Genomic DNA, 26326 nt, shown 5'->3' on the forward strand with positions numbered 1-26326 from the left:
TGAAATAGCCGGAGGATTAGGCATGGGTGGTGATAACGCCAAACATAGGACGTCGTAGTTAGTATTGCTTGACTAAAAAGCATATCTACCAACCTTTTTTATGCGTGATTGTTATTCATGAAAACCTTAAAGCCATGAATGATAGTTTTTTAGCACAGGAATACCTGAAAGAACTGGATGCCGAAACGCCGGCTACCCAGAAATGTTTGGAACGCATAACACCCGAACTGTTTGGCTGGAAGCCGCACCCTAAATCGATGGAAATGGGCTATTTAACTTTGCTGGTGGCCGAAATGCCGTTGTGGATAGCCCACATAGCCCAAGATGAGGAGATTGACTTCGCCACATTTAAGCATATTGAAGCCAGAACCACGCAACAAGTGCTCGATCATTTTCAGGATAACCTGCAGCAAGCCCATGCGGCCCTGCAAAACATTACCGACGGCGGTATGGATGCACCGTTTTACCTCAAAGCCAACAGACAAACCATTTTTACCTCCACCAGGCGCGAACAGCTCAGCTCCACCCTGAACCACTGGGTACACCACCGCGGACAACTCACCGTTTATATGCGTCTCAACGATATTGCCGTACCATCCATATACGGACCTTCGGCAGATGATAGGAGTTTTGGGTAGAAAGAGTGGTGTTTATTCGGCAGACAGGAGTCTGCGGTCTTAGTAGTCCGTAGTCAGGAGACTACGGACAGCGGGGGGGGGTACTCCACATTTTTGTCTCCCAAAAAAGTTTACCTCACTTCCCGTACTGTTTTATTTTACCATACAAATCCTCAGGCTTAAAAGGTTTACTAATATAGTCGTTCATGCCATACTCAAATGCTTTGTCCTTAATTTCCAACATGGCAGAAGCGGTAAGTGCCAATATGGGGATAGACTTGTATATTTCCCCGTCAAGTTGCCTGATGGCGGCTGCTGCCTGGTAGCCATCCATCTCGGGCATCTCCAGGTCCATCAACACCATATCATAATCTTTTAACTGCACTTGCTGAACAGCCATTGCGCCGTTGTAGGCTATGTCACATTCCACATCCCATAATTTCATAAACTGCCGCACCAGCATAATATTGATCTCGTTATCTTCGGCCATAAGTACCCGAATACCTTTTAAGCTGCTGTAAGAGTTGAGCAAGGGGACCTTGACGGATTTCACAAGTACCTGATCACTCCTTTTAAAGGATAGACTGAAACTGAAAACAGAGCCCTTATCTACCTCGCTGCTTACACTGATGTTACCGCCCTGCATTTCAATCAGCTTTTTGGTAATGGTAAGCCCCAAACCGGTACCGCCATACTTGCGGGTAGTGTCTGAAGATGCCTGCGAAAAACGTTCAAATATAAATTCCTGTTTCTCCTGTGGTATTCCTATGCCTGTATCGGCTATCTCAAAATCAATAGTAAGGCTATTGTGTTCCTTACTGCTAACTGATGCCGAAATAGTCACCTTACCTGCCGATGTGAATTTGATGGCATTGGCAACAAGGTTGGTCATGATTTGGCTTAACCTTACCGGATCACCGGTAACCGACAAAGACAAGTCTTTGTCAACAAAGAGTTTCAATTGAAGGCCTTTCTCCTCAGCCCGGTGCAGCATGGCCTGGCGTATATTGTCCAATAACTCTTCCATGTTGAAATCGACCTCTTCGAAATCGATCTTGCCTTCTTCTATCTTGCTGAAGTCGAGAATGTCGTTAATCAGCACCAGCAAGTTTTCGCCTGAGAATTTTAAGACATTCAAATACTGGGTTTGCTGTTCGTTCAGTTCTGTTTGCAGTAATAGGTTGGTAAAACCGATAACCGCATTCATGGGCGTACGTATCTCATGGCTCATAGTTGAAAGGAACTGTGATTTAGCTATCACGGCCTGTTCGGCAAGTTCTTTGGCACGGATGAGCTCCTGCTCCGCTTTCTTACGGTCGGTAATGTCATGCCACACCACCAGCAGTGCCGACTCACCCTGAATAGATACCGGGCTGAGCGTAACCAGCACCGGGAACTCTTCGCCGTTCATCCGTTTGTGCAGCCATTCGAACTGGTGATAGCCTTTTTCATAACCCAGCCTGTCCATCTCTACCGATTTCTCGTTGGAGCGCCTGCCGTCCGGTTGATATGCTGGTGAAAACACGGCCGGATGCTGGGTAAGCAAGTGTGCTTTATCTTGGCAGCACAGCATCTCTATCGCTGCGTTATTACAGTCAATAATGCCTTGTTTGCCAAACAGCAGGTGCGCATCAGTAGAGCATTCGAAGATTACCTTTAGCTTTTCCTCGGCCATCTTTTGTTCGGTGATGTCCTGAAAAACGCCATAAAGCTTTACGGCCTTCCCCTGCTCAAATATAGCTTTGCCCGATGTTCTAACCCACGTTTCGTTACCTTTTTCCGTAATTATCGGCAATTCCAGGTTCCAGGGTGTGCCATCCTTAACAGCCTTTTTAACTGCGGCTGTTATGACCGGCCTCGCTTCGGGCTTGTAATAATTAAGGGCTTTACTTAGGTCGGGCTTAATGGCCGGGTTAACTTCATGTATCCGGTAAACCTGCTCAGACCAGTACGGCATCATCGTCGTCAGGTCGAGCTCCCAGGCACCGGTTTTGGTGAGCCTGCCGGTTTCAACCAGCATATTGTCTATGTGCTTGTACGGAGTGATGTCGGTAAAAAAACCGTATAAACAGGCATGATCGCCTTTCTGTACCGGCGTTGCAGCTCCTTTCAGCCACTTTCTTTTACCGGTAGGCAACTGGAATTGTCCTTCCCAGCGCCAATCCGTAAGCTCTTTTGCGCTCTGCTTTAAAGATCGGGTTAAAGATTCGTGATCAGGAATATCTAAGAAGGCGGTAAAAGCGTTGAAGTCGCTCATGGCATCCTTAATCTCTAATTCTAATTCTGTTACTATAGCCTGATTGACAAAATTAAAAGCACATCTGTCCTTATATACGTTGATCTCGAATAAGATACAAGGGACATGATCTAAACAACGTTCAAACACAACTGGCTTAATCAGGGGAACCATACTATAAATGTAACAATTCTTTTACGATTGTTGGAGCTAAATTGTTTTGTGATTAAAGTGCGTTTCAAGCAAAAGAGTAGGCTTTGAATAAAGTACACGCTCTTTGGTTACCATTCGCCGTAAACTCCTTTTTGGTCATCAGCAAAAACAGGGCTTATATATAAATAGATAACCGGGCAAGTCATTCGTATCGCCTCGTGATGGATCGTGCAACAAACTTTTCATTCTTCTCCAACTTTACCTACTGATCCATATAAACGGATAGCTTTTTAATTTTTGATAGAAATTTTTAGCAATTTGCCACTTCAACCTATGAACTAATGAACCAATTGCCTGATGAACCAACTCGCTGCTCCTGGTGCGGTACCGATGCACTTTACAGGAAATACCACGATGAGGAATGGGGCAAGGTTGTGCATGATGATGAAACGTTTTTTGAATTTTTAGTGCTCGAATCGGCTCAGGCGGGTTTAAGCTGGATCACCATTTTGCGCCGTCGCGAAAATTACCGCAAGGCATTTGCCGGTTTCGATGTGCAAGCAGTTGCTGCCATGCAACCGCCCGATGCAGAACGCCTGATGCAGGATGCAGGTATTATCCGTAACCGTTTAAAAATTACCACGACGATAACCAACGCGCAAAACTTCATCAAAGTGCAGCAGGAGTTTGGTTCTTTTGATAAATACCTGTACAGCTTTATGCCCGATGGAAAGCCCATCATTAACCAGCCGGTCAGCATCCCTGCCCGTACAGAAATATCCGACGCTATTAGTAAAGACATGAAAAAGCGTGGCTTCAAGTTTTTTGGTACCACCATTTGCTATGCCTATATGCAGGCCACCGGTATGGTGAACGATCATGTGGTAGGGTGTGATTTTAAATAATTATCTGAATCTGAATTTACTGAATTTACTGAATTTAAGAATTAATAGAATGCTTGTGTAACGGCAGAAAATTATTTACATAGCGGCTTTATAACCATTAATCCTATTTTTGTATCAACCGATTTAGAATTCCTTAATTCAGGTAATTCTTAAATTCAGTAAATTCTGATCAATGAAGAAATTATTCCTTTTGGATGGCATGGCCCTGATGTACCGGGCGCATTTTGCGTTAAGTAAAAACCCGCGGTTTACATCGGGCGGTATCAATACATCGGCGGTAATGGGTTTTACCAATACCCTGCTGGATGTATTGAAAAAAGAAAAACCCACCCACATGGCCGTGGTTTTTGATACAGATGCCCCAACCGAACGCCATACTGATTTTGCCGACTATAAAGGTCACCGCGAGGCAATGCCCGAAGACCTTTCGGCTGCTATGCCTTATGTCATCAAGCTGATCTTGGGCTTCAATATTCCCGTTATTACTTCCGATGGCTTTGAGGCCGACGATATTATAGGTACCCTGGCTAAAAAGGCCGAAAAAGCAGGCTACCAGGTTTACTGTATGACTCCCGATAAGGATTTTGCCCAATTGGTGTCTGAGAATATCTTCATTTATAAGCCCGCCCGTATGGGGAATGATATGGAGATCATGGGGGTAAAGGAAGTAAAAGCCAAATGGGAAATTGAAGAAGTTTGCCAGGTGATAGATATATTGGGCCTTTGGGGCGATGCGGTAGACAACATCCCCGGCATCCCCGGCATTGGGGAAAAAACGGCCAAGCTGTTGATCAAGCAATATGGTTCCATGGAAAACATTATTGCCCACAGCCACGAGCTGAAAGGCAAAATGCGCGAGAACGTAGAGAAGTATGTCGATCAGGGTTTGATGTCGAAAAAACTGGCTACCATAATTTTGGATGCGCCGGTGGAGTTAGACGAAGCCGGGCTCGAACTATGCAACCCCAGCCGCGATCTGTTGGAGCCGCTGTTTGCCGAACTGGAGTTCCGTACTTTGGGCCGGCGTGTGTTTGGCGACGACTTTAGTATCACCGAATATAAAGCAAGTCCGGGCGGACAACAAGACCTGTTCAGCAACCCTAACGATGGCAACGGTCGTACCCTTTCGGTTGATGTTAAAGATATTGCCCAACCCGAAGAAATTAAGATCGCCTCTAAGAACATCACGAACGTTCCGCACAACTATCATTTAGTTAGCACACCCGAAGAGCGTGCCAATTTGATAGCCTTGCTGCTGCAACAACCCGAAATAACTTTCGATACTGAAACCACCGGCATCGATGCTAATAACTGCGAACTGGTGGGTTTATCTTTTGCCATTAAGCCCGGCGAGGCCTGGTATATCCCGGTTTCGGCGGTTTATGAGGAGGCTAAAGCCGTTGCCGATGAGTTTAAGGTAATCCTGGAAAATGCCGACATTAAAAAGGTTGGGCAAAATGTGAAGTACGATATTTTAGTGCTGAAATGGTACGGCATACAGGTGCAGGGAAGCTTGTTTGATACTTTGCTGGCTCATTATGTGTTAGACCCCGATACCCGCCACGGCATGGATATTTTGTCGGAAAATTACCTGGGTTACAAACCGGTTTCCATTACCGAATTGATTGGCCCCAAGGGTAAAAACCAGGGTACCATGCGTGAGGTAGACGTAGAGCGAGTAAAGGATTATGCCGGTGAAGATGCCGATATAACGTTACAGCTTAAAGAGGTATTCGTCCCTAAACTGCAAGCCGCCGGTGCCGATCAGCTCATTAACGAAATTGAGAACCCTTTAGTTTACGTTTTAGCTGATGTGGAGTTTGAAGGCGTAAAAATTGACGAGCCAACGCTTAAAGAATTTTCTAAAGAACTGGAAATTGACATAGCCCGGTTGGAAAAAACGGTTTACGAAAAGGCAGGTGTCAAATTCAACGTATCGTCGCCCAAGCAATTAGGCGAGGTGTTGTTTGAGAAACTGATGCTCGACCCTAAAGCCAAAAAAACTAAAACAGGTCAGTACCAAACTGGTGAGGATGTGCTGCTGGCTTTAGCCAGTAAAAGCGATATTGTGCGTGACATACTGGATTTTCGCCAGTTATTGAAACTGAAATCAACCTATGTAGATGCGTTACCTTTAATGGTAAATCCTAAAACTGGTCGCATCCATACTAATTATAACCAGGCGGTGGCTGCCACGGGCCGTTTAAGTTCGCAAAACCCTAACCTGCAAAATATACCCATCCGTACCGAGCGTGGCCGCGAGGTGCGTAAAGCCTTCATTCCGCGCAATGAGAACCACCTGCTGCTATCGGCGGATTATTCACAGATAGAGCTCCGCATTATAGCCGAGATCAGCAAAGACCCGAACATGCTGGATGCGTTTGCCAAGAACCTCGACATCCACACTGCAACAGCGGCTAACGTGTACGGCATTGCCTTAGAGGAGGTAACCGGCGAACAGCGTCGTAATGCTAAGGCAGTAAACTTCGGGATCATCTATGGTCAGTCGGCCTTTGGATTATCTCAAAGTTTGGGCATCCCCCGCAAAGAAGCCAGCGATATTATTGAGCAGTACTTTGTGCAGTTTGCCGGCATCAAAAATTACATGGCCGATACCATGAACTTTGCCAGGGAGAACGGTTATGTGAAAACCCTGATGGGTCGCCGCCGTTACCTGCGCGATATTAATTCGGCCAATGCCACCGTGCGCGGTTTTGCCGAACGAAATGCCATTAACGCCCCCATACAAGGATCGGCTGCCGATATGATCAAGATAGCCATGATTAACATTCACCGCGAGTTTAAGGCTCAAAACCTGGATGCCCGCATGACCATGCAGGTGCATGATGAGTTGGTGTTCGATGTGCCTAAACACGAAATTGAAACGGTGAAACCCATTATAGCCCACTTCATGAAAACCGCCATTAAAACCGAGGTGCCTATTATGGTAGAAATGGGTGTTGGCGCTAACTGGCTGGAAGCGCATTAAGTATAAAACCCCAGTTATAGGTGATGCCGAATTTATTTCAGCATCCCAAAAGCAAAGTTATAAACGCCATGTTGAAGCAGTTCGGCATGGCGTTTTTGTTTATTACTACTTTACAGCATAGCTGGCCGTGCCAAATACAGGTATGCCTTTTTCGGTTATACCCTGCACAATTACTTTAACGGTTGTTTTTGCATCGGCGTTGTAGTAACTAATAACGGCCTTGCCGGTAGCATCAGTTATCACATGAGGTTGCCAGTGAACCGTAGAGCGATAGTCGGGCGTATTGCTTTTTGCCAGGCTATTATAAACCGGTTTGTAAAACTCGCGGGCCTGGTAATAGCCGTTAATTTCCATGGAAGTTTTGGTAACATCGGGCCGTTTTAACGCGCCGGATTTCAGTGTAAGTTCTAATACATAAATATCGCCATGCATTAAAGTAACTGAAGTTTGTTTTTGCGGCTTAAATAAGATACCGTATAAATGTTTAAAAACCACTTTGGTAACATTTTGAATAGGTAAATCATAAATGACTTTGCGGTCAGCCTCGGCCGAACTTTCTTCATAAAGATTCTCCCTTCCATTAATACTTAACACAGGGGATAATAGCATACTATGAGGCATTCCAGGCAGAATACTCACAACTCCAGGTACTAAAATACCAGATACTGAATCTATATTGCTTGCTAAGGCTCCTTTTAAATTTTGTAATAAAAACCATTGTAAAGTTTTATAAGAATGATCTTTGGGGGTGATATTAAAAATCTGGTCTGGCTTATAGGTGTTAGCTGAATAATTAGGAGAATTAGCAGTTCGCGGCCCTTTAACATTTACTGCTTTTAACCTTATAGCTTGGCTATTGCGTATGGCTTGCCGCTGCTGTGCAATCTGAGTTTGCGCTTTTGTTATTAGTTGCTGTTGTGCGCCCATTTTTAATTGAGGCAATGGTTTAACAGGTAGAATATCTGGTTTAATACTATCCACCAAAAGCCAACCTATGTTTTTTTGCTTGTCATCCAAAGCAGAGAGTTCTACATTGCGTTCACCATTAACAGGCAGGTGGTCAAAACGGTATTTGCCGGCACTATCAGTTAAGGCTAAATACATGTGGCTATCATTACGGCCTTGTAGTAAAGTCGCCACTACTTTCTTATTAACCAATGGCTTATTGGCAAACTTTTGGCGTAAACTGCCAGTAAGCGTAAAGCCATTTTCGGGTGCATATGTAATGGCAATAGCAGTATCAGCAAGCTGTCGCCATAAATAATTACGCCAGCCTTGGGTAAGCAGCAATTGATCTAATTGCTGCTGCCGGTTAACGTTGGCCGTATCAAAGTAGCGTTCGGGGTGGTTTATATGGCCTTTTAATTCCGACTGTAATAACAGGTAGGTAGCAATATTGCCCGCATTGGTATCAATAGTACTGGCATCTATCGCTGCTAATGACAGGAACGACACTGCCGGTTTGCCCTCATCATCAACAACTTTCAAAGAAACATTTACTTTGTCTTTAGGCCCGTAAACAGGCTTATCTGTATGGATAGTTAAGGGACTATATTGTGGTTGTATAAAAATAAGGCGCTCGGCCTGGGGGTGTAACCCGGCATCGTAAAGGGTTAAGCTGGCTACCCCGGCTGGCAGCACTTCTACAGGAATGTCTATCTCTGCTTTTGTACCGTTTAAAACAACAGGCTCGGTAAAATACGTTTTTCCGGCGTGTTTACCTGCAAGGGTTAGTTGCCGAGGGGTCAAGGTATCAAGGATATTGGTACAGCTAATCATCGCTTTCACGTTGTTGCCGTTTATAACCAGGTGTAGTGCTGCACCCTGGTTTAATGCGGTTGGCAAACTAACCGTAAATACAGCTGTGCCGCAGGTTACGGCGGCCTTGTACAATTGCCCGCTTTGGGGTTGCAAATTAAATTGCGCTATGCCTAACGAATCGCACTGAAAGGTGGCAACAGGTTTACCGGACGAATTATAAACGGAGCCTTTTATAGTAGTAAAATCTGAAACCCTACCATTGTCTTCAACCTTAACAGTTACTAAACTATTAATGCCATTAACCAGAGAACCGCCCTCGGGATAAAAGCCAACAGGAATATTAGTAATAGGTTGCGCATCGGGCTGCCGGGGAATGTTAGGTGTTATGATTTCGGACGGGCTTACTTTGTTTGGCAGGGCATTACCTAATAGGGTAATACGATGCTCAAACACAAATTCATTCCCAAAGTTACGCATCCAGTTAGTGTAGGCACGCAGGCGATAGGTTCCCATCGGGAGCGAATCGGGCAAGGCAAAATCACCATTACCTAAACCTCCTTTAAGTTGAATAATTTGCCGGCTCACCAAAGTATCCGCAGGTGCTATCAGCTCTACATAAAGGTTAGCACTATTATATGATAGCATACCTGTTTGGGCATCGGTTAAGTAAGCTTTATACCAAACACTATCGCCGGCAACGTAAGTGCTTCTATCGGTGTGTAAAAACACTTTCTCAAAAAACAGCTTAAATTTTATGGACGGATTTTGCTGGGCATTGGCTGTTGTGCTGCAAAAACATAACAACATTATAGCCCAAGGCAGCATAAACTTAGCTCTATTCATGAAGGTGGTGGCTGGTAATTGGTATTACATCAAATATAAGCATTGTACCCAGCTTAGCAATGTACACAAAATGGTGTTTTTGTGTACCTGCATATTTATCAAATACAAGTGTTTAATAACAGCGATCAGCTGTAAGATTATCTGTAACCGCCTTGTTAAGGCTTGAAGATACTTTTGTTAAGCTTAAATCCTGTTAAATAAATCATACAGATTTAACGCAATAATTAACACTTTGGTAAAACACATTTTAATAGTTACAGGTTGTGTTTGTGTAAGTGAACTTTTGCTTACATTGAGCCATTCATACCTATCAAATGAAAGTTTATCACCTTGCAGCAGAGTGTTATCCGGTAGCTAAGGTTGGCGGCCTGGCCGATGTGGTAGGCGCTTTGCCTAAATACCAGAACGAGGCCGGCCTGCAAGCCGCCGTAGTGCTCCCTTTTTACAATCGCAAATTTGTTCAGGAAAACGAGTTTGATGTAGTGTTTGAAGCCTCTAACCTGTTAGGGAAACGCCGTTACGAATTCCAGATCTGGAAAGAGCGTACCAATAAATTAGGTTTTGAACTGTTCTTGATCTATATTCCTGGTTTATTAGACCGGCCCGAAGTGTATAGCTACCCCGATGAGCGCGAACAATTTATTGCCTTTCAGCTGGCGTTTTTAGATTGGATTACCTGGTCGCAGCAAAAGCCCGATATAATTCATTGCCACGACCATCATGTAGGTTTAATTCCTTTCCTGCTACAGCATTCGGCATTGTACAAAAGACTATCGAAAACAGCCACCGTATTTACCATACATAACGGGCAATACCACGGCGCATTCGGGTACGAAAAGTTTAATTACCTGCCCGAGGTAGACATGAACTATGCCGGGTTGCTGGATTGGGCCGGGGGTATTAACCCGCTGGCCTGTGCCGTTAAATGTGTGGCAAAGTTCACTACTGTATCTCCCAGTTATTTAATGGAGCTATCCAATAACTCCAATGGGTTAGAGTACTTGTTTTATATAGAACGCGCCAAAGGACAAGGGATAGTTAACGGTATTGATACCGAAGTATGGAACCCCTATACCGACCCTATGATTGCCGGGCCTATTGATCCTCTGTTGCCAGCTAAAGGTAAGTTAACCAATAAAAAGGCACTGTGTAAACGATTTGGCCTATCACCCGAGAAGCCGTTAATTGCCTTTATTGGCCGTTTGGTGGTTGAAAAAGGTGCCGATCTGTTACCCGAAGCCTTTACCCAAAGCTTAAACGAACACGCGGGTGAGGTAAATATACTAATGCTGGGTGCAGGTGATAAGGAAACAGAGGCTGCACTAACGCAACTGAACGATCTGTTTCCTGATAATTATAAAACCTACATTGGCTATAACGAGGAGCTGGCCCATCTCATTTATGCAGGTGCCGACTTTTTGCTCATGCCATCGCGCGTAGAGCCTTGCGGGTTGAATCAACTCTATGCTTTGCGCTACGGAACCGTTCCTATAGTGCGCCGTACCGGTGGTTTAATTGATACCGTAATTGACTTTGGCGATGAAGGAGGATATGGCATTTGCTTTAATGAAAGTAATATAAATGACATAGTTTACTCTATTAGCAGAGCAATTGAACTTTATAAGAACACTGAGCAATTACAGTTGTTATGTAAACGTATGATGGCCTTGGATTTCTCGTGGACACAGTCGGCCAAACAGTACAACCTACTTTATGAAAGCTTAACACCAATTATATGAACTCCAAAGTAATTAGCATTGTGCTTGGCGGCGGCCAGGGAACACGTTTATTTCCGCTAACCGCAACCCGTTCCAAACCAGCAGTACCTATTGCCGGTAAATACCGGCTGGTTGATATTCCCATTTCTAACTGCCTGCATTCGGGCTTTGAGCGTATTTTTGTGTTAACGCAATTTAACTCCGCATCGCTCAACAAACACATTAAAAACACGTATCACTTCAGCAGCTTCAGCGATTCTTTTGTAGATATCCTGGCAGCCGAACAAACTCCATCAAACGTGGGTTGGTTTCAAGGCACGGCCGATGCGGTACGTCAAAGCCTGCACCACCTTTCGGTGCATGAGTTCGATTATGTACTGATCCTTTCGGGCGATCAGCTTTATCAACTGGACTTTAAGGACATGGTAGAGAAGCATATTGAAACCAAAGCCGAAATCTCTATTGCCACCATACCGGTACATGCCAATGATGTTCCCAGCTTTGGGATCTTAAAAACCGATGAGGAGAACCTGATTACCGATTTTATTGAAAAACCTAAAAGTGGTTTTGAAAGCTGGGCATCGGAAGTGAGTGATGTTATGGCCGGACAAGGCCGTTTTTACCTGGCATCTATGGGTATATATATATTTAACCGTAAAGCCCTGTACGAACTGCTGCAGGGTAACGACCACCCCGATTTTGGTAAGGAAATTATCCCGCAATCCATAGCTACCCACCGTGTTGCCAGCTATCAGTATGAGGGCTATTGGGAAGATATTGGTACTATCCCGTCTTTTTTTGAAGCTAACCTTGGCCTAACGGATGATATACCACAGTTTAACCTGTTCGATAAGCGCCATATATTTACCCGCGCACGCATGTTGCCGCCATCAAAAATATCGGGCACTCACTTAGAAAGGTCGATCATATCCGATGGCTGTATCATCAACGCCAGCCTTATTAAACGGTCTATTATTGGTATCCGTACCCGTATCGGTTTTAATACCGAAATTGAGAATTGTTATGTAATGGGTGGCGATGTTTACCAAACGCTGGAGCAGATTGCCGAATCGCAAGAAAGTGAAACGCCTATAATGGGTATTGGCGACCGCTGCAAGATCAAAAATGCCATTATTGATAAAAATGTTTACATAGGAAATGACGTATGCATTAACTGTGGACAAAAACTGGAAGATGGCGATTATGGCGCATACACCGTACAGGATGGAATTGTAGTAGTTAAAAAACGCGCGGTGATACCTAACGGAACTGTTATATAAAAAAAAATGGAACAAAATTCAAAACCGGCTGTTAACTAATGGTTAAACAAAACATTTAAAACAGCTGGTTATGAAAAAAGTAATTTGTATGATGGCCATTGCGGCTATCTCTTTCGGAACCGTTTTTGCACATGGCTCTGTCACTTCGGTAAAAACTGATGCTACGCAGCAAGATACTATCAAAAAGAAGAAGAAAGATGGCAAAATGAAAAAGAAGACCAAGAGAGATACTACCAAAAGAGACACCATGAAAATGTAAAAAAAAGGGCCTCCCGATTATATCAGGAGGCCCTTTTTTTATGAGTAGTTAATAATTACAATTCTATACTTTCGCCAATAGCTGGCAATTTTAAATTAAGCCCGCCTTTTAAAAATTTCTCCTGAGCCTCTTCCTTATTAATTTTAATTACCGGAAAAGTATCGTAGTGTACACCGATTACATTATTACAGGCCACAAAACCGGCAGCTTTAACAGCATCATCAATACCCATGGTATAATTATCGCCGATAGGTAATATTGCCCAGTTCAGTTCTTCTTCGGCCAGTAGTTTCATATCATAGGTTAATGCGGTATCGCCGGCAAAGTAGATCTTTTTGCCGTCCGCGTAAATAACAAAACCAGCGGGTACACCTCCGTAGCTTCCGTCGGGCATAGAGCTGGAGTGCAGGGCATAAACCATTTTAACTCTGCCGAAATCAAAATCAAAACTGCCGCCAATGTTCATCCCGTGGGCTCCTTCTACGCCATTATTTTCCAGCCAGCCGGCAATTTCGGCAATACAGATCACCTGTGCGCCGCTGTTTTTTTGAATAGGGATCAAATCGGCCACATGGTCGCCGTGTCCGTGAGAGATCAGGATATAGTCTGGCTTCAGGCTGTTCACATCAATGTGTCTGGCCAGTTCGTTAGGGGTAATAAACGGATCGAATAGCAGGGTCTTTCCCCCTGTTTGTATCTCGATGGTCGAATGTCCGTAATAGGTAAGTTTCATAAGTATTTATATTGTGTTATTTATAAGCTTTTTAGGGTTTAAGCGATTATCCCAAAATATTAGTAATTCAATATTGCTTCCTTTGGTTCTGTAATAAAAACTTATCTGCCGGTTAATTACAGCACGATAGGCAAAGAATCTTGATATCTTTCATTACCTGATCATGAGGAAATTTCAACCAGTTTGTATTTTAATGAAGCATCCATATATAAATATAAACTTTTTTTATTAATGCTACCTCTATTGTCCAAACATGCCGCCCAAATCGCCAAACATGTTTTTGGTCATGGCGGCCATTTCGGCCTGGTTTACATTTTCGGCTTGCTCCAGTGCTTTGTTTACGGCTAACACCATTAGCTCTTCCAGCTCCTCTTTATCGGCTTCTTTCAAGAAAGCTTCATCAATAGCAATACTTTGTAATACTTTATTACCGTTAGCGGTAACCGTAATTTTGCCACCTTCGGCTTCACCGGTTACGTTGATACCATCCAGGCGCTGTTTAACTTCGCCTGCTTTTTGCTGTGCTTCAAATAGTTTATCGAACATGTTGCCCCCTAACCCCCTAAAGGGGGATTTTTAAGTAAATTAATAATATATTATATGCCCCATGCATTGCTACTCCCCCTTTAGGGGGTGGGGGGCTTTAATCCTCCGCCGCATCGCCGGTGCCGCTGTAGGCATTTTTACGTACAACGGGCATGCCGGTAATTTTGTACAGTTCGTCTAAATGCAACAAACTGCCGTTCACTAAGTTTCCTAACAAAATAATGGTGACATCGTTTTTCAGGTCGCGTAAAAAAATATGCCGGAAACCATGCCACCAGCCGGTATGGTACACCACTTTTTCGCCCGGCCCTTCAAATATACGCCAACCGTACCCATAATTAAAATGCCCGCGAAGGGCGGTGTTACGACCGGTATAGGCCGAGTCTTGCGTTGCTGCTTTAATTAACTTTCCGGCTTTAAGTGCCTGGTCAAACAGGTATAAATCTGCAATGGTACTGTAAATACCTTTATCACCTACCGGGCCATCTAAAAAGTTTTGTGCTACCGAGTAGCGCCAGCTGTTGCGGTCGTGGCCTACCACATCTACCGGTATTTTATCGTAAACGGCTTTAGAGTACACAGCCGTATGCGTCATGCCTGCAGGTTTAAAGATATTTTCCTGCATAAATTGTGAATAAGGCATGCCGGTAACTTTTTCAATTATAGAACCCAGCACCATGTAGTTAGAGTTGTTGTACAAAAATCTAAGGTTAGGTTTATTAAATGGTGCCGGTTTGTATTGGGCTATCAGGTCCATTACGGCTTTGTTGGTGATGCCCTTTTTCTGATCCAAATGCTGCGAGCGGTACAGCCCGTCTACAAAGTAAACATAATTCATCATGCCCGAGCGATGGGTAAGCAGCAAGCGTATGGTTATACCCTCGTACGGAAAGTTGGGGTAAAAGTCGCGCACATCCTGGTCGAGCTTTAATTTGCCTTGTTCCCAAAGTATCATGATGGCGGTGCCGGTCATCGTTTTTGATACGGAAGCCAGTTCAAACTTCGATCCTAATTTAAGGCTATCACGTGTGAGGTGGTTGGCCCAGCCAAAAGCACCTTCATATATGATCTTCCCTTTTTTAGCGACCAATACGTTACCGTTAAATGCACTTTTCTGGTGCAGGTGCTTCATAAAAGCGTCTATCTCCTTGTCGGCATCTTTAGGATTATATTGTAAAAGCTTTTGCGGCTCAAATGGTTTACCGGCGTTGGTTACCCCATTTTTAGGTGCGTGTGAGCAAGAAGCTAATATACCCATTGCCAGCACGCCAGCTAAAACACTTTTATACAATAACATCATTATACAGAAACTACACTTTTTAAACGAGGACGAAAATCAGAAATTATACTTCAGTTATGAAGTATTGTTTAAATTATTTTTCGCCCGGATCACACAACAGGTAATGAGGTAAAATATTTATTTAACATTAGCCTAACATTGCATCCTTAACTTTGGAGGCATATACAGGATCTGGCATGTACCAACAACTTACAGATGAAGCGTTGATTGCTCTTTTAGCAAAAGGTGATGATTTATCACTCAAAACATTATTTGACAGGCACTATAAATCGTTGTGCCAATTGAGTGAAGTTTATACTAAAGACTATACCATAGCAGAAGAAATTGTTGCTAATCTTTTTATGAAATTATGGGATAACCGGGCCAATGCCGTAATTTTAAATGTAAAAAGTTATCTCTTTATTTCTACTAAAAATCTATCGCTCAATTACCTACAAAAGAAAAAAGCTCCGGTAGATTCAATTGAAGATATTGAATTTGAAACCCATACTATTCCCGACAGGGTAACACCACTACACATTTTAACAGGACGCGAATCTTATAACAAGCTGATTGCTGTTGTTGATCAACTTCCGGCCTCGCAGCGCGAGGTACTGTTAATGAGCCATGTAGACAATATTAACAAATACGAAGTGGCCAAAACATTAGGCATATCGGTTAGGACGGTGGAAAGCACTTTATACCAAACTGTAAAAAAACTCCGTATTATCTTGAAAGACTCTTACCGGTACAATTAATCAGTTAAAGATTTCTTAATAATTACATAACAAACCTTGCTGCGTATTAAGTTGCCAAAACCTGTCTTTACATACAGAAGCAATGGAAGAGCAAAAACACCGGTTAATAGTTGAGTACTTTGAGAAAACCATAACAGATGATGGTTTAACACAATTACAGGAATGGATAGAGGAAAGCGATGAAAATTTGCTGGAGTTTAGTGAAACTATACAAATTCTTCAGGCATCGAAGTTTTACTTCAGTCAACCTAAAAATTCTTCTCAAAACTGGGAGCGAATACAAACACACCTTAACAAATCTTTAACAAATACTAAAAACACTATTGTTAAGCCAGCGTTTAAATGGCTTTACGCCGCGGCAATTGGCTTGCTGATATGTGCTTGCGGGCTATTACTTCAACAGCATAGCAGTAAACAAACCCCCTATATTACCATAAAAAACGCCGACGGCAAACGTTCCAAAATTATGTTGCCCGACAGTTCGTACGTTTACCTGGCCGGAGGTACTACCATCAAATTCGCGTCGGACTTTAAAACGGATAAACGGAGGGTTTACCTTAACGGTGAGGCATTTTTTGATGTGGTACACCAGGCCCAAAGGCCATTTACGGTTCAAAGCGGCAACATAACCACGGTTGTTTTAGGCACATCGTTTAACGTAAAAGCTTACGCTACCAACCGAAAAGTTGCGGTTACGGTAAGTACCGGCAAAGTTGGCATTATGGCCAACGTAAAGGGTAAAAACAAGCTGGTGAAATTTTTAATGCCTAACGAGCAAATTGAAATTGATACCCAAAGCGGTTTGTATGCATTTAATAGTACCGATGCTGCTGCGGTAAGGTCATGGACGGCCAACAACCTCATTTTTTACAATACATCGTTAAAAGATATTGCGGTTGCGTTAGAACATCATTATGGTGTTAAAATTGAATTTACCGACCCCGATCTGCAGCAGATTAAGCTCACCGCTAAATTTAAAAACCTGCCTATACAGGAAGTAATGGAAAACATCAGCCTGCTTTCGGGAATAGCCTATACCCAAAAGGGGAATCAAGTATTTTTAACAAACAACAATCAAAAGGGAGGGAAAATAATGGAATAACAACTACCTGTTATTAAAGTAAGCCGAAGATTGCTGGTAACAATCATCGGCCATAATCAATTTAAACTCACGAAAACAAGCATAAATTAAGTAAATATATGAAAAAGATATGGTTCCTGACCATACTGGTTTTTTTACAACTGTTTTTAGGCCTGGCCTTGGTTAGCGCCCAAACTTTAAGTAAAAGAATAATTTTTGGCGCCAACGGTATTACCTTTAAAGATGCCATTACACAGTTAGAAAAAGCAAGCAATACATCTATAAGTTATAATAATAACCTGCTGAACGATAAGCGAATAGTTAATATTAGCCGCGCACAGCGCTCCGTGCAGGAAACCTTGAACCTGTTATTGCAGGGCACGGCCTTTACTTATAGAGAATCAAACGATAATAACATTTTAATTGTCGCTAAAAGTCAGGGTACGGTTAGGGTTGAAGGCTCTGTTATTGATGACGATGATGCACAGCCGCTTATTGGCGTTACCATTAGTGATGATCAAAAAAAGACTTTAGCTATTACTAACACAGCAGGACGCTTTACCGCTAATGTTGATGCTGGTACTCAGCTTGTTATTGGCTACATAGGCTATACTCCTCAAACCATACCTGTTACCGGTAGCCAAAGTAATTTAACGATACGCCTTAAACGCGGCTCGAGCGAACTGAACGAGGTTGTTGTTACAGCGCTGGGTATTAAACGCGAGCAAAAAGCTTTAGGTTATTCGGCCACTACTTTAAAAACTGAGCAGCTTACTGATGCCATATCTAATAACTGGACCGATGCCTTATCGGGAAAAGTGGCCGGTTTAACACTGGTTCGTTCAAACAGCGGCCCGGCGGGTTCAAACAAAATAATTTTACGCGGCGAAAAAAACCTCACCGGCGATAATGAAGCCCTGATAGTAGTTGACGGAATAATTGTGAACCAGGGAAGCGGCAGGCGTACCGCAGTAAGTGGCGAAAGCGCTTACGGTACCAGCAGTGATAACATGCCGGCCGATTATGGTAGCAATATTAATGATATTAACCCCGAAGATATTGAAACTGTAACCGTGCTGAAAGGTGCCGGTGCAGCTGCCTTGTACGGGCAACGAGGTGCCAATGGAGCTATTATTATTACCACCAAATCCGGCAATTCTAAAAGGAAGGGCTTAGGCGTTACCATTAATTCCAACACCTCATTTGAAAGTGTTAACCGCTGGCCCGATCTGCAATATGAATACGGACAGGGTACTGCCGGTTCAAACTATTATTCGTACCTGGCCGGGCCCGATGGTGCCAGTACCAGCGCAACCAGCTCGGCATACGGACCCAAGTTTGACGGACAGCAATTTTTTCAGCTGGACCCCGTTACGCAAGTACGCAGTACAGTTAGAACCCCCTGGGTGCCTTACAAAAACCAGATCCGTGAATTCTTTGAAACGGGTCAAACTTTTACCAATACGGTTACTGTAGATGGTAGCACCGACAAAACAACAGCCCGTTTTTCGGCAACCAATGTTAAAAACAGCTGGATTACGCCTAATACAGGTTATGGCCGTAACACACTGGCCCTATCGGTAAACTCGAAAGTAAATGATAAGTTAACTATAAGTTCTAAGGTAAACTACACCAACAGATCGAGCGATAACCTGCCGGGTGCCGGTTATGGTAACCAATCCTTAATGTACTGGTTTATTTTTTGGCAGCCCAATGCCGATTTGAACTGGCTTAAAAATTACTGGAGAAACGGACAAACCGATCGTCAAATATTTTATCCGTTCAGTTCATTTCCCGAAAACCCTTACGCGGTATCGTACGAGTTCCTGAACAAATCTACCCGCAACGCTATTACTGGCAACGTACAAGCTAACTATGCCATTACTAAAGAACTGAGTTTGCAGGTTAGGGCAACACTGGATATGGGATATGAGCAACGCTCACAACAAAGGCCTTTCGATGCTGGTACCAGGTTACCTAAAGGTTCGTTCCGCACACAAAATATTTATTCGCAAGAAGCTGGAGCCGATTTTCTGTTACGCTACAACAAGAAAATAAATAAGGATATTACCGTAACCGCTACGGCCGGTGGTAGTATGCTACGCAATAACTACAATAAAGATGAGGTTAGGGCCGATTCATTGGTTTTCCCTGGTGTATATACCTTATCAAACAATGCGGGCCAGTTAGTTACCCTTCCCAATAAATCCAGATATGCCTTAAATGGTTTTTATGGTTTGGTTTCTACCAGTTTCAGAGATTATTTGTACCTCGATTTAACAGGCCGTCAGGATTGGACCAGTACCCTGGCTACCCCCCAACGTACCGATAAGGTAAGCTTCTTTTATCCTTCGGCCAGTTTAAGCTTTTTGCCTTCAGAGGCCTTTAAGCTGCCAGCCGTTATTGACTATGCAAAACTGAGGTTCTCGCTTTCCGGTGTGGGTAGTGGCGGTACCACGCCTTATTTAACTTCATTCAATTATGAAACAGCAGGTAGTGTATATCCGGGTGGTTTGCAAAATCCTTCCTTGCTGGCTAATCCCGAATTAAATTATTCCAAGACCTTTAACTATGAGGTTGGTGCCGAAATTAAGTTGTTCAAAAGCCGCTTAGGTTTGGATGTAGCTTTATACACAGGTAATACCTCCAATCAAATTTTGAGCAGAAGGTTAGATGCCTCTTCCGGTTTCTCTACTGCCACGGTTAACTTAGGTGTAGTAAATAATAAAGGGGTTGAGGTTGCCCTGAACGGAAGCCCGATTAAATCGAGAAACTTTGAGTGGTCGGTTTTTGGTACGTTCACTGCAAACAGAGGTACGATTAAAGAACTTGGCGACAGCTCTGTATTATTGCGCAGCGGGCCAACAGGCGGCGGTCAAATTATTGCCACCGTAGGTGGAGGCCTTGGCGATTTGTATGGTCAGGGTTATCAGCGGTCGCCCGATGGACAGATAGTTTACGATAGCAGAACAGGTTATGCTTTACTTGCTACTACACCGGTTAAGTTAGGTAATACCTCTCCCAAATTTACAACCAGTTTAGGTAGTAATTTCAAATACAAGCAGTTTAATTTAAACGTACTGTTCGATGCGCAATACGGCGCTGTGGCATACTCCTTAACCAACTACAAACTGGCTGAGCAAGGTAAAACCACCAATACACTACCGGGACGATACAACGGTATTATTGGTAACGGTGTAGTACAAAACGCCGACGGCTCTTACCGCCCTAATGATGTAATAGCAACTAACATAGATGAGTATTACCGCTCACATTACGGGATAGATAATGCCGAGGGTAACACTTTCTCTACTAATTTCATCAAGTTTAGGGAAGCCAGCTTAAACTATACGGTAAATCCGAAAATTACTAAACGCTTAGGATTACAGCGTGCAACTGTAGGATTATACGGTCGTAACCTGTTCATCTGGTCAAATTGGCCGGCATTTGATCCTGAATTTGGAACACTGGCCGGAACTGATATTGTGCAAGGATTTGAAATTGCACAGTTCCCGTCAACCCGCACATTTGGTTTTAACATAGTTATTGGCATTTAATAACCTATCAATGAAAACAACATTTATAAAAACGGTACTCTTCCTGGTATTATGCGCGGTAATTATGCCCTCGTGTAAAAAGGATTTTATTGAAATTAATACAAACCCCAACGGTACGCCCAATGCCTTGCCTCAACAGCTTCTGGCACCGGCACTGGTAGATATGGTAACCATAAACATGCTGCGCAGCCGTAATTTAAACAATGAACTGATGCAGGTAACGGTTGACCCCAGTGATGCCGAAGGCCGTGCTTTCAGGTACGATATCCGCAACTCTGCTGCCGATAATACCTGGAACGGCTGGTACGCTCAGTTAACCAACTTTAAAGATATCTATGATATTGCCAGCGTTGAACCCAACCTAAGCACTACTTATATGGGGATCTCGTTGATCTGTCAATCGTGGACCTATTCTTTGCTGACTGACACGTATGGCGATATTCCTTATTCCGAATCGAACAAGGCGAAACAAGGGATTTTTGCACCAAAATTTGACAGACAGCAGGATATTTACCTGGATATATTTAAAAAGCTGGAAGAAGCAAATAAGTTATTAACAGGTTCGGCTAATGTTAACGCGGCCAGCGACCCGGTATATGCCGGTAATGCTTCCAAATGGCGTAAGTTCGGTAATACGTTGTACCTGCGGTTACTGCTGCGCATATCGGGCAAGGCCGAAATAGCTGCCACTGCTATAGCCAAGATCAAAGACATTGTGAATACTAACGCGGCTACATACCCGCTAATGATTGCCAATGATGATTCGGCCGTTTTAAGATGGACGGGTATAGGTTACCTGGTATCACCGTTTGTAGGTGGCGTAAGGGCCCAGGATTTTAGGGCTACCGATATTGCCGAGTTCTTTATTAATAATTTAAACCGCTGGGCCGATCCGCGCTTAATATCTACCCCAAGCCGTTGGGGTATTGCAACTTTCCAAGGCAGTTATGTCGGCGTGCCAAGCGGTTATGCGCCCGGGCAGGGTATAGAGGGTAAATCTTACTTTTACGCTACAGATAGCAATGTGCCTAATACCTTGCAAACCGAGCCTTTGCTGGGTAATATCATGAATTTTTCGGAACTACAGTTTATACTGGCTGAAGCCGCTGCCAAAGGCTGGATCACAGGGTCGGCTAACGACTATTATAAGAATGGTGTTTTAACCGGTATTACCTTGTGGGTGCCAACATTTGCAACACCTATAGATACCTATTTAACCGCTGGCGATATTGCCTGGAACGAGGCCGGAACGCTGGATGCCAAAATGGAGCAAATCCATCTGCAAAAATACTATTCTATGTTCTTTACCGATTTTGAGCAATGGTTTGAGTACCGCCGCACAGGCCACCCGGTTTTGCCAAAAGGGAATGGCTTACGCAATAACGGTGTTATGCCCGCCCGCCTAACCTACCCGGTTTACGTACAATCGGCCAACCCCGATAATTACCGGGCGGCAGTTGCCATACAAGGTGCTGATTTGATTTCTACACAAGTTTGGTGGCAAAAACCATAATATATAGCTCAAATTTTAAATCATAAAAAATGAAAAAGATATATATATACTTCCTGTTAGTAGTTTGTGCGGGTTTTAACGCCTGCCAAAAAGACAAATACCCTGGTGCCACGCTAAGTCCTATTATTGCTGTATATGACCTTAGGGCAATTTACAAAGGTGCAGATGTGGTGCTGAACGAAGAGAACATGAACGGTGCATCTAAAATTGTGGGTACCGTAATTTCAGATGCAACTTCGGGTAACGCCCCGGCCGGTGTTTTAGTAGTGCAAAACGAAAGAAGATTAGGTATTAGAGGAATTTCGCTGGCCATTGGCGCGGCAGCAACTAAATTTGTGCCTGGTGATTCTGTGGCTATACAGGTAACCGGAGCCACATTAGGTAGGGTAAACGGTTCTTTGCAAATCAAAGGCGTAAACGAGGCGGCAATTACTAAGGTTGCATCTGCCGTTGCACACAAATTACGGGTAGTACCTTCCAACCTCATTATAGCCAACCCCGATGCTTATGAAAGCACCCTGGTATCGGTTAGTAACGCCGTAACCGAGCCCGAACCTAAACCGGGTGATACTTACGCGGGCGACAAGATCATTAATGACAGCTTTGGCAAGTTAACCCTGCATACCGAAACCACAGCCACATTTGCGGGTGCCGACTTGCCCGCCAGTGCGAATTTCACAGGCATACCTGTTGTGGTAACTTCAGGTACAGTTACCAGCGTGCAGATTTGGCCGCGTGTACTGGATGATGCTTTTCCTTTACCTTTAATTAAACCGTCACCTTTTATAATTTCCGGTTACTTAACCGACCCGAGCGGCGGCGATGGTAATCAGGAGTACATTCAGTTTTTGGCTACTAAAGACATTAACTTTTCGGAAACTAACTTTTCGGTAGTAACTACCAATAATGCAGGAACAAACCCGGCCCCGCAATATGGCTGGGCGGTAGGTTTAGCCCGTACCTATAAAATTAACCTTACATCGGGTACCGTTAAAAAGGGTCAGTTCTTTTATGTGGGGGGTAACAAAAATATCTGGGGTTCAACATCTACTGATATAAGTGCCGCCAACTGGATCAGCAGTACCCAATATGCCAACGTAAACGGGGCCGATTTTGGCACAGCCACAGCAAACTTATTAGCCAATAGTGGTAACGTGGCCGGTATTGGCGTATTTGCCGGTATTGTGGTTGATGTAAATACTACGCCTTTAGATGTGATTATGTACGGCGGTAACGGCACGGTTTACGCTGCTGGCCCGCCCGAAATTGGGTACCGCATTACCAATACCGATTATTACAGCACTATAAACGCAGGTACCCGCAAAACGCAAAACTTTTACGGCGCCGGTACCAACACGTCTAAATTAGTGCTTCCGGCCACAGGTAACTTCAGTAAGTTAGGCGGGGTATATGATGCTTTAACCGGCAGGTGGACAACCGGCCGTACGGTAACCAGTATTCCGTTAACTACAACATCGCCACTGAGCACCATTGAAGTGGGTACTGGATTTACAACACTCGTAAACTAATATTATATGATGCCGGATGATTTGGAACCGGCTCACTTTTACTTCAATCAACAACTTTTATAAGCCGGTTCAATAGTAGCCGGCTTTTACAAATACATCAATTAGCACTACCTATTTGAAAATGATGAATCGCAGATTATTTATACAACGCTCGCTGGTTATATCTGGTGCATTAGCCCTAACGTTTAAAAACACCTTTGCATTCGGTAAAAAAACCGCAGTTACCGGCAAGGTTACTGCCGCAGGTAAACCATTGGCTAATGTACTGGTGAGCGATGGTTTTAACATTGTGCCCACTGCCAAAGACGGCACCTACCAGCTTAATACCGATGCTAAAGCCGAGTTTGTTTTTATTAGTATCCCATCGGGTTACGAGTTTCCGCACGATAAATATATTGCGCGCCACTACCAGTGGCTAAGCCAGGGCGGCAGTTTCAATTTTGAACTGGTGCCGCTTAAAAAAGCTGATAGCAAACACACCTTCATTGTGTGGGCCGATCCGCAGGTGAAGAATAAAAAAGATGTGGCCCAAATGATGGCCCAATCGGTACCCGATACCAAACAAACCGTGGCCAGCTTTGGTCCCGATGAGTTAATACACGGTATTGGCGTAGGCGATTTGGTTTGGGATAACCATGAGCTGTTCGGCGATTATAACGCCGCTATAGGGCAAATCGGGATCCCGTTTTTCCAGGGTTTAGGTAACCACGATATGGATTATCGCCAGGGCGATGATTCCACATCCGACAAAACCTTTAAAAAGTTTTACGGACCTACTTATTACTCTTTTAACCGTGGCCGTGCGCATTATGTAATGTTGGATGATGTGCGAGCGCGAGTACGATGGCTATGTTACCGAGCAGCAATTAAACTGGCTGGAAAAAGACCTGAAGTATGTAGCTAAAGACGATGTGTTGTTTATTTGCCTGCACATACCGGTATTCAGTCATGTAGAAAACAAGAACGACCTGTACAAATTGTTAAAGCCGTTTAAGAATGTGCATATCCTGTCGGGTCATACGCACTTCAATGCCAACAACATCAACGGTAATATTTATGAACACAATCACGGAACCGTGTGCGGTGCCTGGTGGACCGGTCCTGTTTGCGAAGACGGTACTCCACGCGGTTATGCTGTTTATACCGTAGAAGGCAACCAGGTAAAGTGGTACTATAAAGGTATGGAGACAGACAGGACTAACCAGCTTTCTATTAATGTTGCCCAGCTTACCGATCAAAAGCGAATGATAGCCAATGTGTATAATTGGGACCCACAATGGAAGGTGGAGTATTGGCTTGACGGAAAGTACAAAGGTGTGTTAAAGAACGAACATGGCATGGACCCCATAGCGGTAACTTTATATAAAGGCGATAAACTACCGGCCGGCCGTACTTTCCCCGAACCGCGTGATACCGACCATTTGTTTGTAGCGCACTTTGCACCTGAGGTTAAAAAAGTTAAAGTAGTAGCTACCGACCGCTTTGGCGATAAATACGAAAGCGAAGCGGAGGCGTAATAGATTTTTTCTATATATTAATTGCAAGGTATTAGGCAATTGTAGTAAACAGGGAGTGTAGTAGCGCCCGATATACTGTAAAGTCTGTACCTTGCATTTATGTTTAATTACTTTCTACCATGATCAAAACAATCTGCATTAGCCTTACCGCGTTATTAACCATAACCAGCTGTAAAGCCCAAATGAGCAAAACCAGTAAGCAAACAGCATTTCCGGCATTTGATACCGAGGCGCACCGTGGCGGCAGGGGTTTAATGCCCGAAAACACCATACCGGCCATGCTTAACGCTGTTGATATTGGCGTAACCACGTTGGAAATGGATACGCATATTACAGCTGATGGTAAGGTTGTGCTCTCACACGATGATGGCTTTAATCCGCTGTTTGCGTTAACGCCCGATGGCAAAGAAATAACAAAACAAGAAGCTTCGAAATACGCTTTATACCAAATGCCTTATGCAGAAATAGCTAAATTTGATGTAGGCAGCAAGTACTATGATAAGTTTCCACAGCAGAAAAAGCTGAAGGCGCAAATCCCTCTACTGGCCGATGTGATTGATAGCGTACAAGGCTATGTTAAAGGTAAAAGTAAGCCGCAGGTTTTCTACAATATAGAAACCAAGAGCAGCGCTAAAAATGATAATATTTACAACCCCTCGCCCGAAAAATTTGTGCAGTTGCTGATGGGGGTTATCGAGCAAAAAAAGATAACGCCTTACGTGGTGATCCAGTCGTTTGATAAGCGTACCATACAGGTGCTGCATCAAAAATATCCGCAGGTTAAAACTTCCTATCTTATCGAAAATAAGAACAGCTTCGCCGACAACCTCACCGACCTGGGTTTCACGCCGTTTATTTATAGCCCGAACTCGAAATTGGTAACAGCCGAACTGGTAAAACAATGCCACGATAAAGGTGTGAAGATTATACCGTGGACAGTAAATACTAAGGAAGAGATCACATTATTAAAAGCTTTAGGCGTTGATGGGATTATCTCTGATTATCCTGATTTGCTGGTAAGGTAATTTCGAGATAAAGCATATCAAATCCTA

The 26326-nt window shown here is 43.7% G+C and carries 19 protein-coding genes; 14 read left to right on the forward strand and 5 right to left on the reverse strand.

Annotation, left to right across the window (positions count from 1 at the left end):
- Nucleotides 1-134 precede the first annotated feature (134 nt).
- Nucleotides 135-638, forward strand: a complete 504-nt coding sequence (locus ACFQ3S_RS14610) for a DinB family protein (RefSeq protein ID WP_377165723.1) — start codon at nucleotides 135-137, stop codon at nucleotides 636-638.
- A 115-nt stretch (nucleotides 639-753) separates the two neighbouring features.
- Here the strand turns inward: ACFQ3S_RS14610 and ACFQ3S_RS14615 are convergent, their stop codons facing one another.
- A complete protein-coding gene (locus ACFQ3S_RS14615) occupies nucleotides 754-3027 on the reverse strand; it encodes a PAS domain-containing hybrid sensor histidine kinase/response regulator (protein ID WP_377165725.1) in 2274 nt (757 codons plus the stop codon).
- Nucleotides 3028-3347: 320 nt separating this feature from the next.
- Between ACFQ3S_RS14615 and ACFQ3S_RS14620 the strand changes: the two genes are divergently transcribed.
- On the forward strand, nucleotides 3348-3911 hold the full coding sequence (locus ACFQ3S_RS14620) for a DNA-3-methyladenine glycosylase I (protein ID WP_377165727.1): 564 nt from the start codon (nucleotides 3348-3350) through the stop codon (nucleotides 3909-3911).
- Between the two features lie 172 nt (nucleotides 3912-4083).
- Nucleotides 4084-6900 (forward strand): DNA polymerase I, encoded by a 2817-nt coding sequence (gene polA, locus ACFQ3S_RS14625; protein ID WP_377165729.1) that lies wholly within the window; start codon nucleotides 4084-4086, stop codon nucleotides 6898-6900.
- Between the two features lie 105 nt (nucleotides 6901-7005).
- Here the strand turns inward: polA and ACFQ3S_RS14630 are convergent, their stop codons facing one another.
- On the reverse strand, nucleotides 7006-9504 hold the full coding sequence (locus ACFQ3S_RS14630) for an MG2 domain-containing protein (protein ID WP_377165731.1): 2499 nt from the start codon (nucleotides 9502-9504) through the stop codon (nucleotides 7006-7008).
- A gap of 314 nt (nucleotides 9505-9818) precedes the next feature.
- On the opposite strand from ACFQ3S_RS14630, the gene ACFQ3S_RS14635 reads away from it, so the two are divergent.
- The 3 genes from ACFQ3S_RS14635 (at nucleotide 9819) to ACFQ3S_RS14645 (ending at nucleotide 12761) form a co-directional block, all read left to right on the forward strand.
- Nucleotides 9819-11243: a glycogen synthase gene (locus ACFQ3S_RS14635; protein ID WP_377165733.1), complete on the forward strand. Its 1425-nt coding sequence runs from the start codon at nucleotides 9819-9821 to the stop codon at nucleotides 11241-11243.
- Nucleotides 11240-12502 (forward strand): glucose-1-phosphate adenylyltransferase, encoded by a 1263-nt coding sequence (locus ACFQ3S_RS14640; RefSeq protein WP_377165735.1) that lies wholly within the window; start codon nucleotides 11240-11242, stop codon nucleotides 12500-12502. Before ACFQ3S_RS14635 ends, ACFQ3S_RS14640 begins: the two co-directional genes overlap by 4 nt.
- Before the next feature lie 70 nt (nucleotides 12503-12572).
- Nucleotides 12573-12761, forward strand: coding sequence for a hypothetical protein (locus ACFQ3S_RS14645; protein ID WP_377165737.1), 189 nt, complete (start codon nucleotides 12573-12575; stop codon nucleotides 12759-12761).
- A 55-nt stretch (nucleotides 12762-12816) separates the two neighbouring features.
- On the opposite strand, the gene ACFQ3S_RS14650 is transcribed toward ACFQ3S_RS14645, so the two are convergent.
- From ACFQ3S_RS14650 to ACFQ3S_RS14660, 3 genes are all read right to left on the reverse strand, one after another.
- Nucleotides 12817-13494: a metal-dependent hydrolase gene (locus ACFQ3S_RS14650; RefSeq protein ID WP_377165739.1), complete on the reverse strand. Its 678-nt coding sequence runs from the start codon at nucleotides 13492-13494 to the stop codon at nucleotides 12817-12819.
- 240 nt (nucleotides 13495-13734) lie between these two features.
- Nucleotides 13735-14040: a YbaB/EbfC family nucleoid-associated protein gene (locus ACFQ3S_RS14655; protein WP_377165741.1), complete on the reverse strand. Its 306-nt coding sequence runs from the start codon at nucleotides 14038-14040 to the stop codon at nucleotides 13735-13737.
- A 97-nt stretch (nucleotides 14041-14137) separates the two neighbouring features.
- Nucleotides 14138-15340 (reverse strand): serine hydrolase domain-containing protein, encoded by a 1203-nt coding sequence (locus ACFQ3S_RS14660; protein WP_377165743.1) that lies wholly within the window; start codon nucleotides 15338-15340, stop codon nucleotides 14138-14140.
- A 176-nt stretch (nucleotides 15341-15516) separates the two neighbouring features.
- Here ACFQ3S_RS14660 and ACFQ3S_RS14665 point away from each other — a divergent pair, with 176 nt between their 5' ends.
- From ACFQ3S_RS14665 to ACFQ3S_RS14700, 8 genes are all read left to right on the forward strand, one after another.
- Nucleotides 15517-16077, forward strand: coding sequence for an RNA polymerase sigma factor (locus ACFQ3S_RS14665; RefSeq protein ID WP_377165745.1), 561 nt, complete (start codon nucleotides 15517-15519; stop codon nucleotides 16075-16077).
- Nucleotides 16078-16159: 82 nt separating this feature from the next.
- Nucleotides 16160-17179 (forward strand): FecR family protein, encoded by a 1020-nt coding sequence (locus tag ACFQ3S_RS14670; RefSeq protein ID WP_377165747.1) that lies wholly within the window; start codon nucleotides 16160-16162, stop codon nucleotides 17177-17179.
- A 98-nt stretch (nucleotides 17180-17277) separates the two neighbouring features.
- Nucleotides 17278-20715 (forward strand): SusC/RagA family TonB-linked outer membrane protein, encoded by a 3438-nt coding sequence (locus ACFQ3S_RS14675; RefSeq protein WP_377165749.1) that lies wholly within the window; start codon nucleotides 17278-17280, stop codon nucleotides 20713-20715.
- A 10-nt stretch (nucleotides 20716-20725) separates the two neighbouring features.
- Nucleotides 20726-22228, forward strand: coding sequence for a SusD/RagB family nutrient-binding outer membrane lipoprotein (locus tag ACFQ3S_RS14680; RefSeq protein ID WP_377165751.1), 1503 nt, complete (start codon nucleotides 20726-20728; stop codon nucleotides 22226-22228).
- A gap of 29 nt (nucleotides 22229-22257) precedes the next feature.
- Nucleotides 22258-23757, forward strand: coding sequence for a DUF5689 domain-containing protein (locus ACFQ3S_RS14685; RefSeq protein ID WP_377165753.1), 1500 nt, complete (start codon nucleotides 22258-22260; stop codon nucleotides 23755-23757).
- Between the two features lie 121 nt (nucleotides 23758-23878).
- Nucleotides 23879-24661: a metallophosphoesterase N-terminal domain-containing protein gene (locus tag ACFQ3S_RS14690; protein WP_377165755.1), complete on the forward strand. Its 783-nt coding sequence runs from the start codon at nucleotides 23879-23881 to the stop codon at nucleotides 24659-24661.
- The gene (locus ACFQ3S_RS14695) at nucleotides 24579-25274 is read left to right on the forward strand and encodes a calcineurin-like phosphoesterase C-terminal domain-containing protein (protein WP_377165757.1); all 696 of its coding nucleotides are present in this window, start codon (nucleotides 24579-24581) and stop codon (nucleotides 25272-25274) included. Before ACFQ3S_RS14690 ends, ACFQ3S_RS14695 begins: the two co-directional genes overlap by 83 nt.
- 119 nt (nucleotides 25275-25393) lie before the next feature.
- Nucleotides 25394-26299 (forward strand): glycerophosphodiester phosphodiesterase, encoded by a 906-nt coding sequence (locus tag ACFQ3S_RS14700; RefSeq protein ID WP_377165759.1) that lies wholly within the window; start codon nucleotides 25394-25396, stop codon nucleotides 26297-26299.
- Nucleotides 26300-26326: the final 27 nt, after the last annotated feature.

The organism is Mucilaginibacter terrae, assembly GCF_042679325.1.
Classification (GTDB): Bacteria; Bacteroidota; Bacteroidia; order Sphingobacteriales; family Sphingobacteriaceae; genus Mucilaginibacter; species Mucilaginibacter terrae.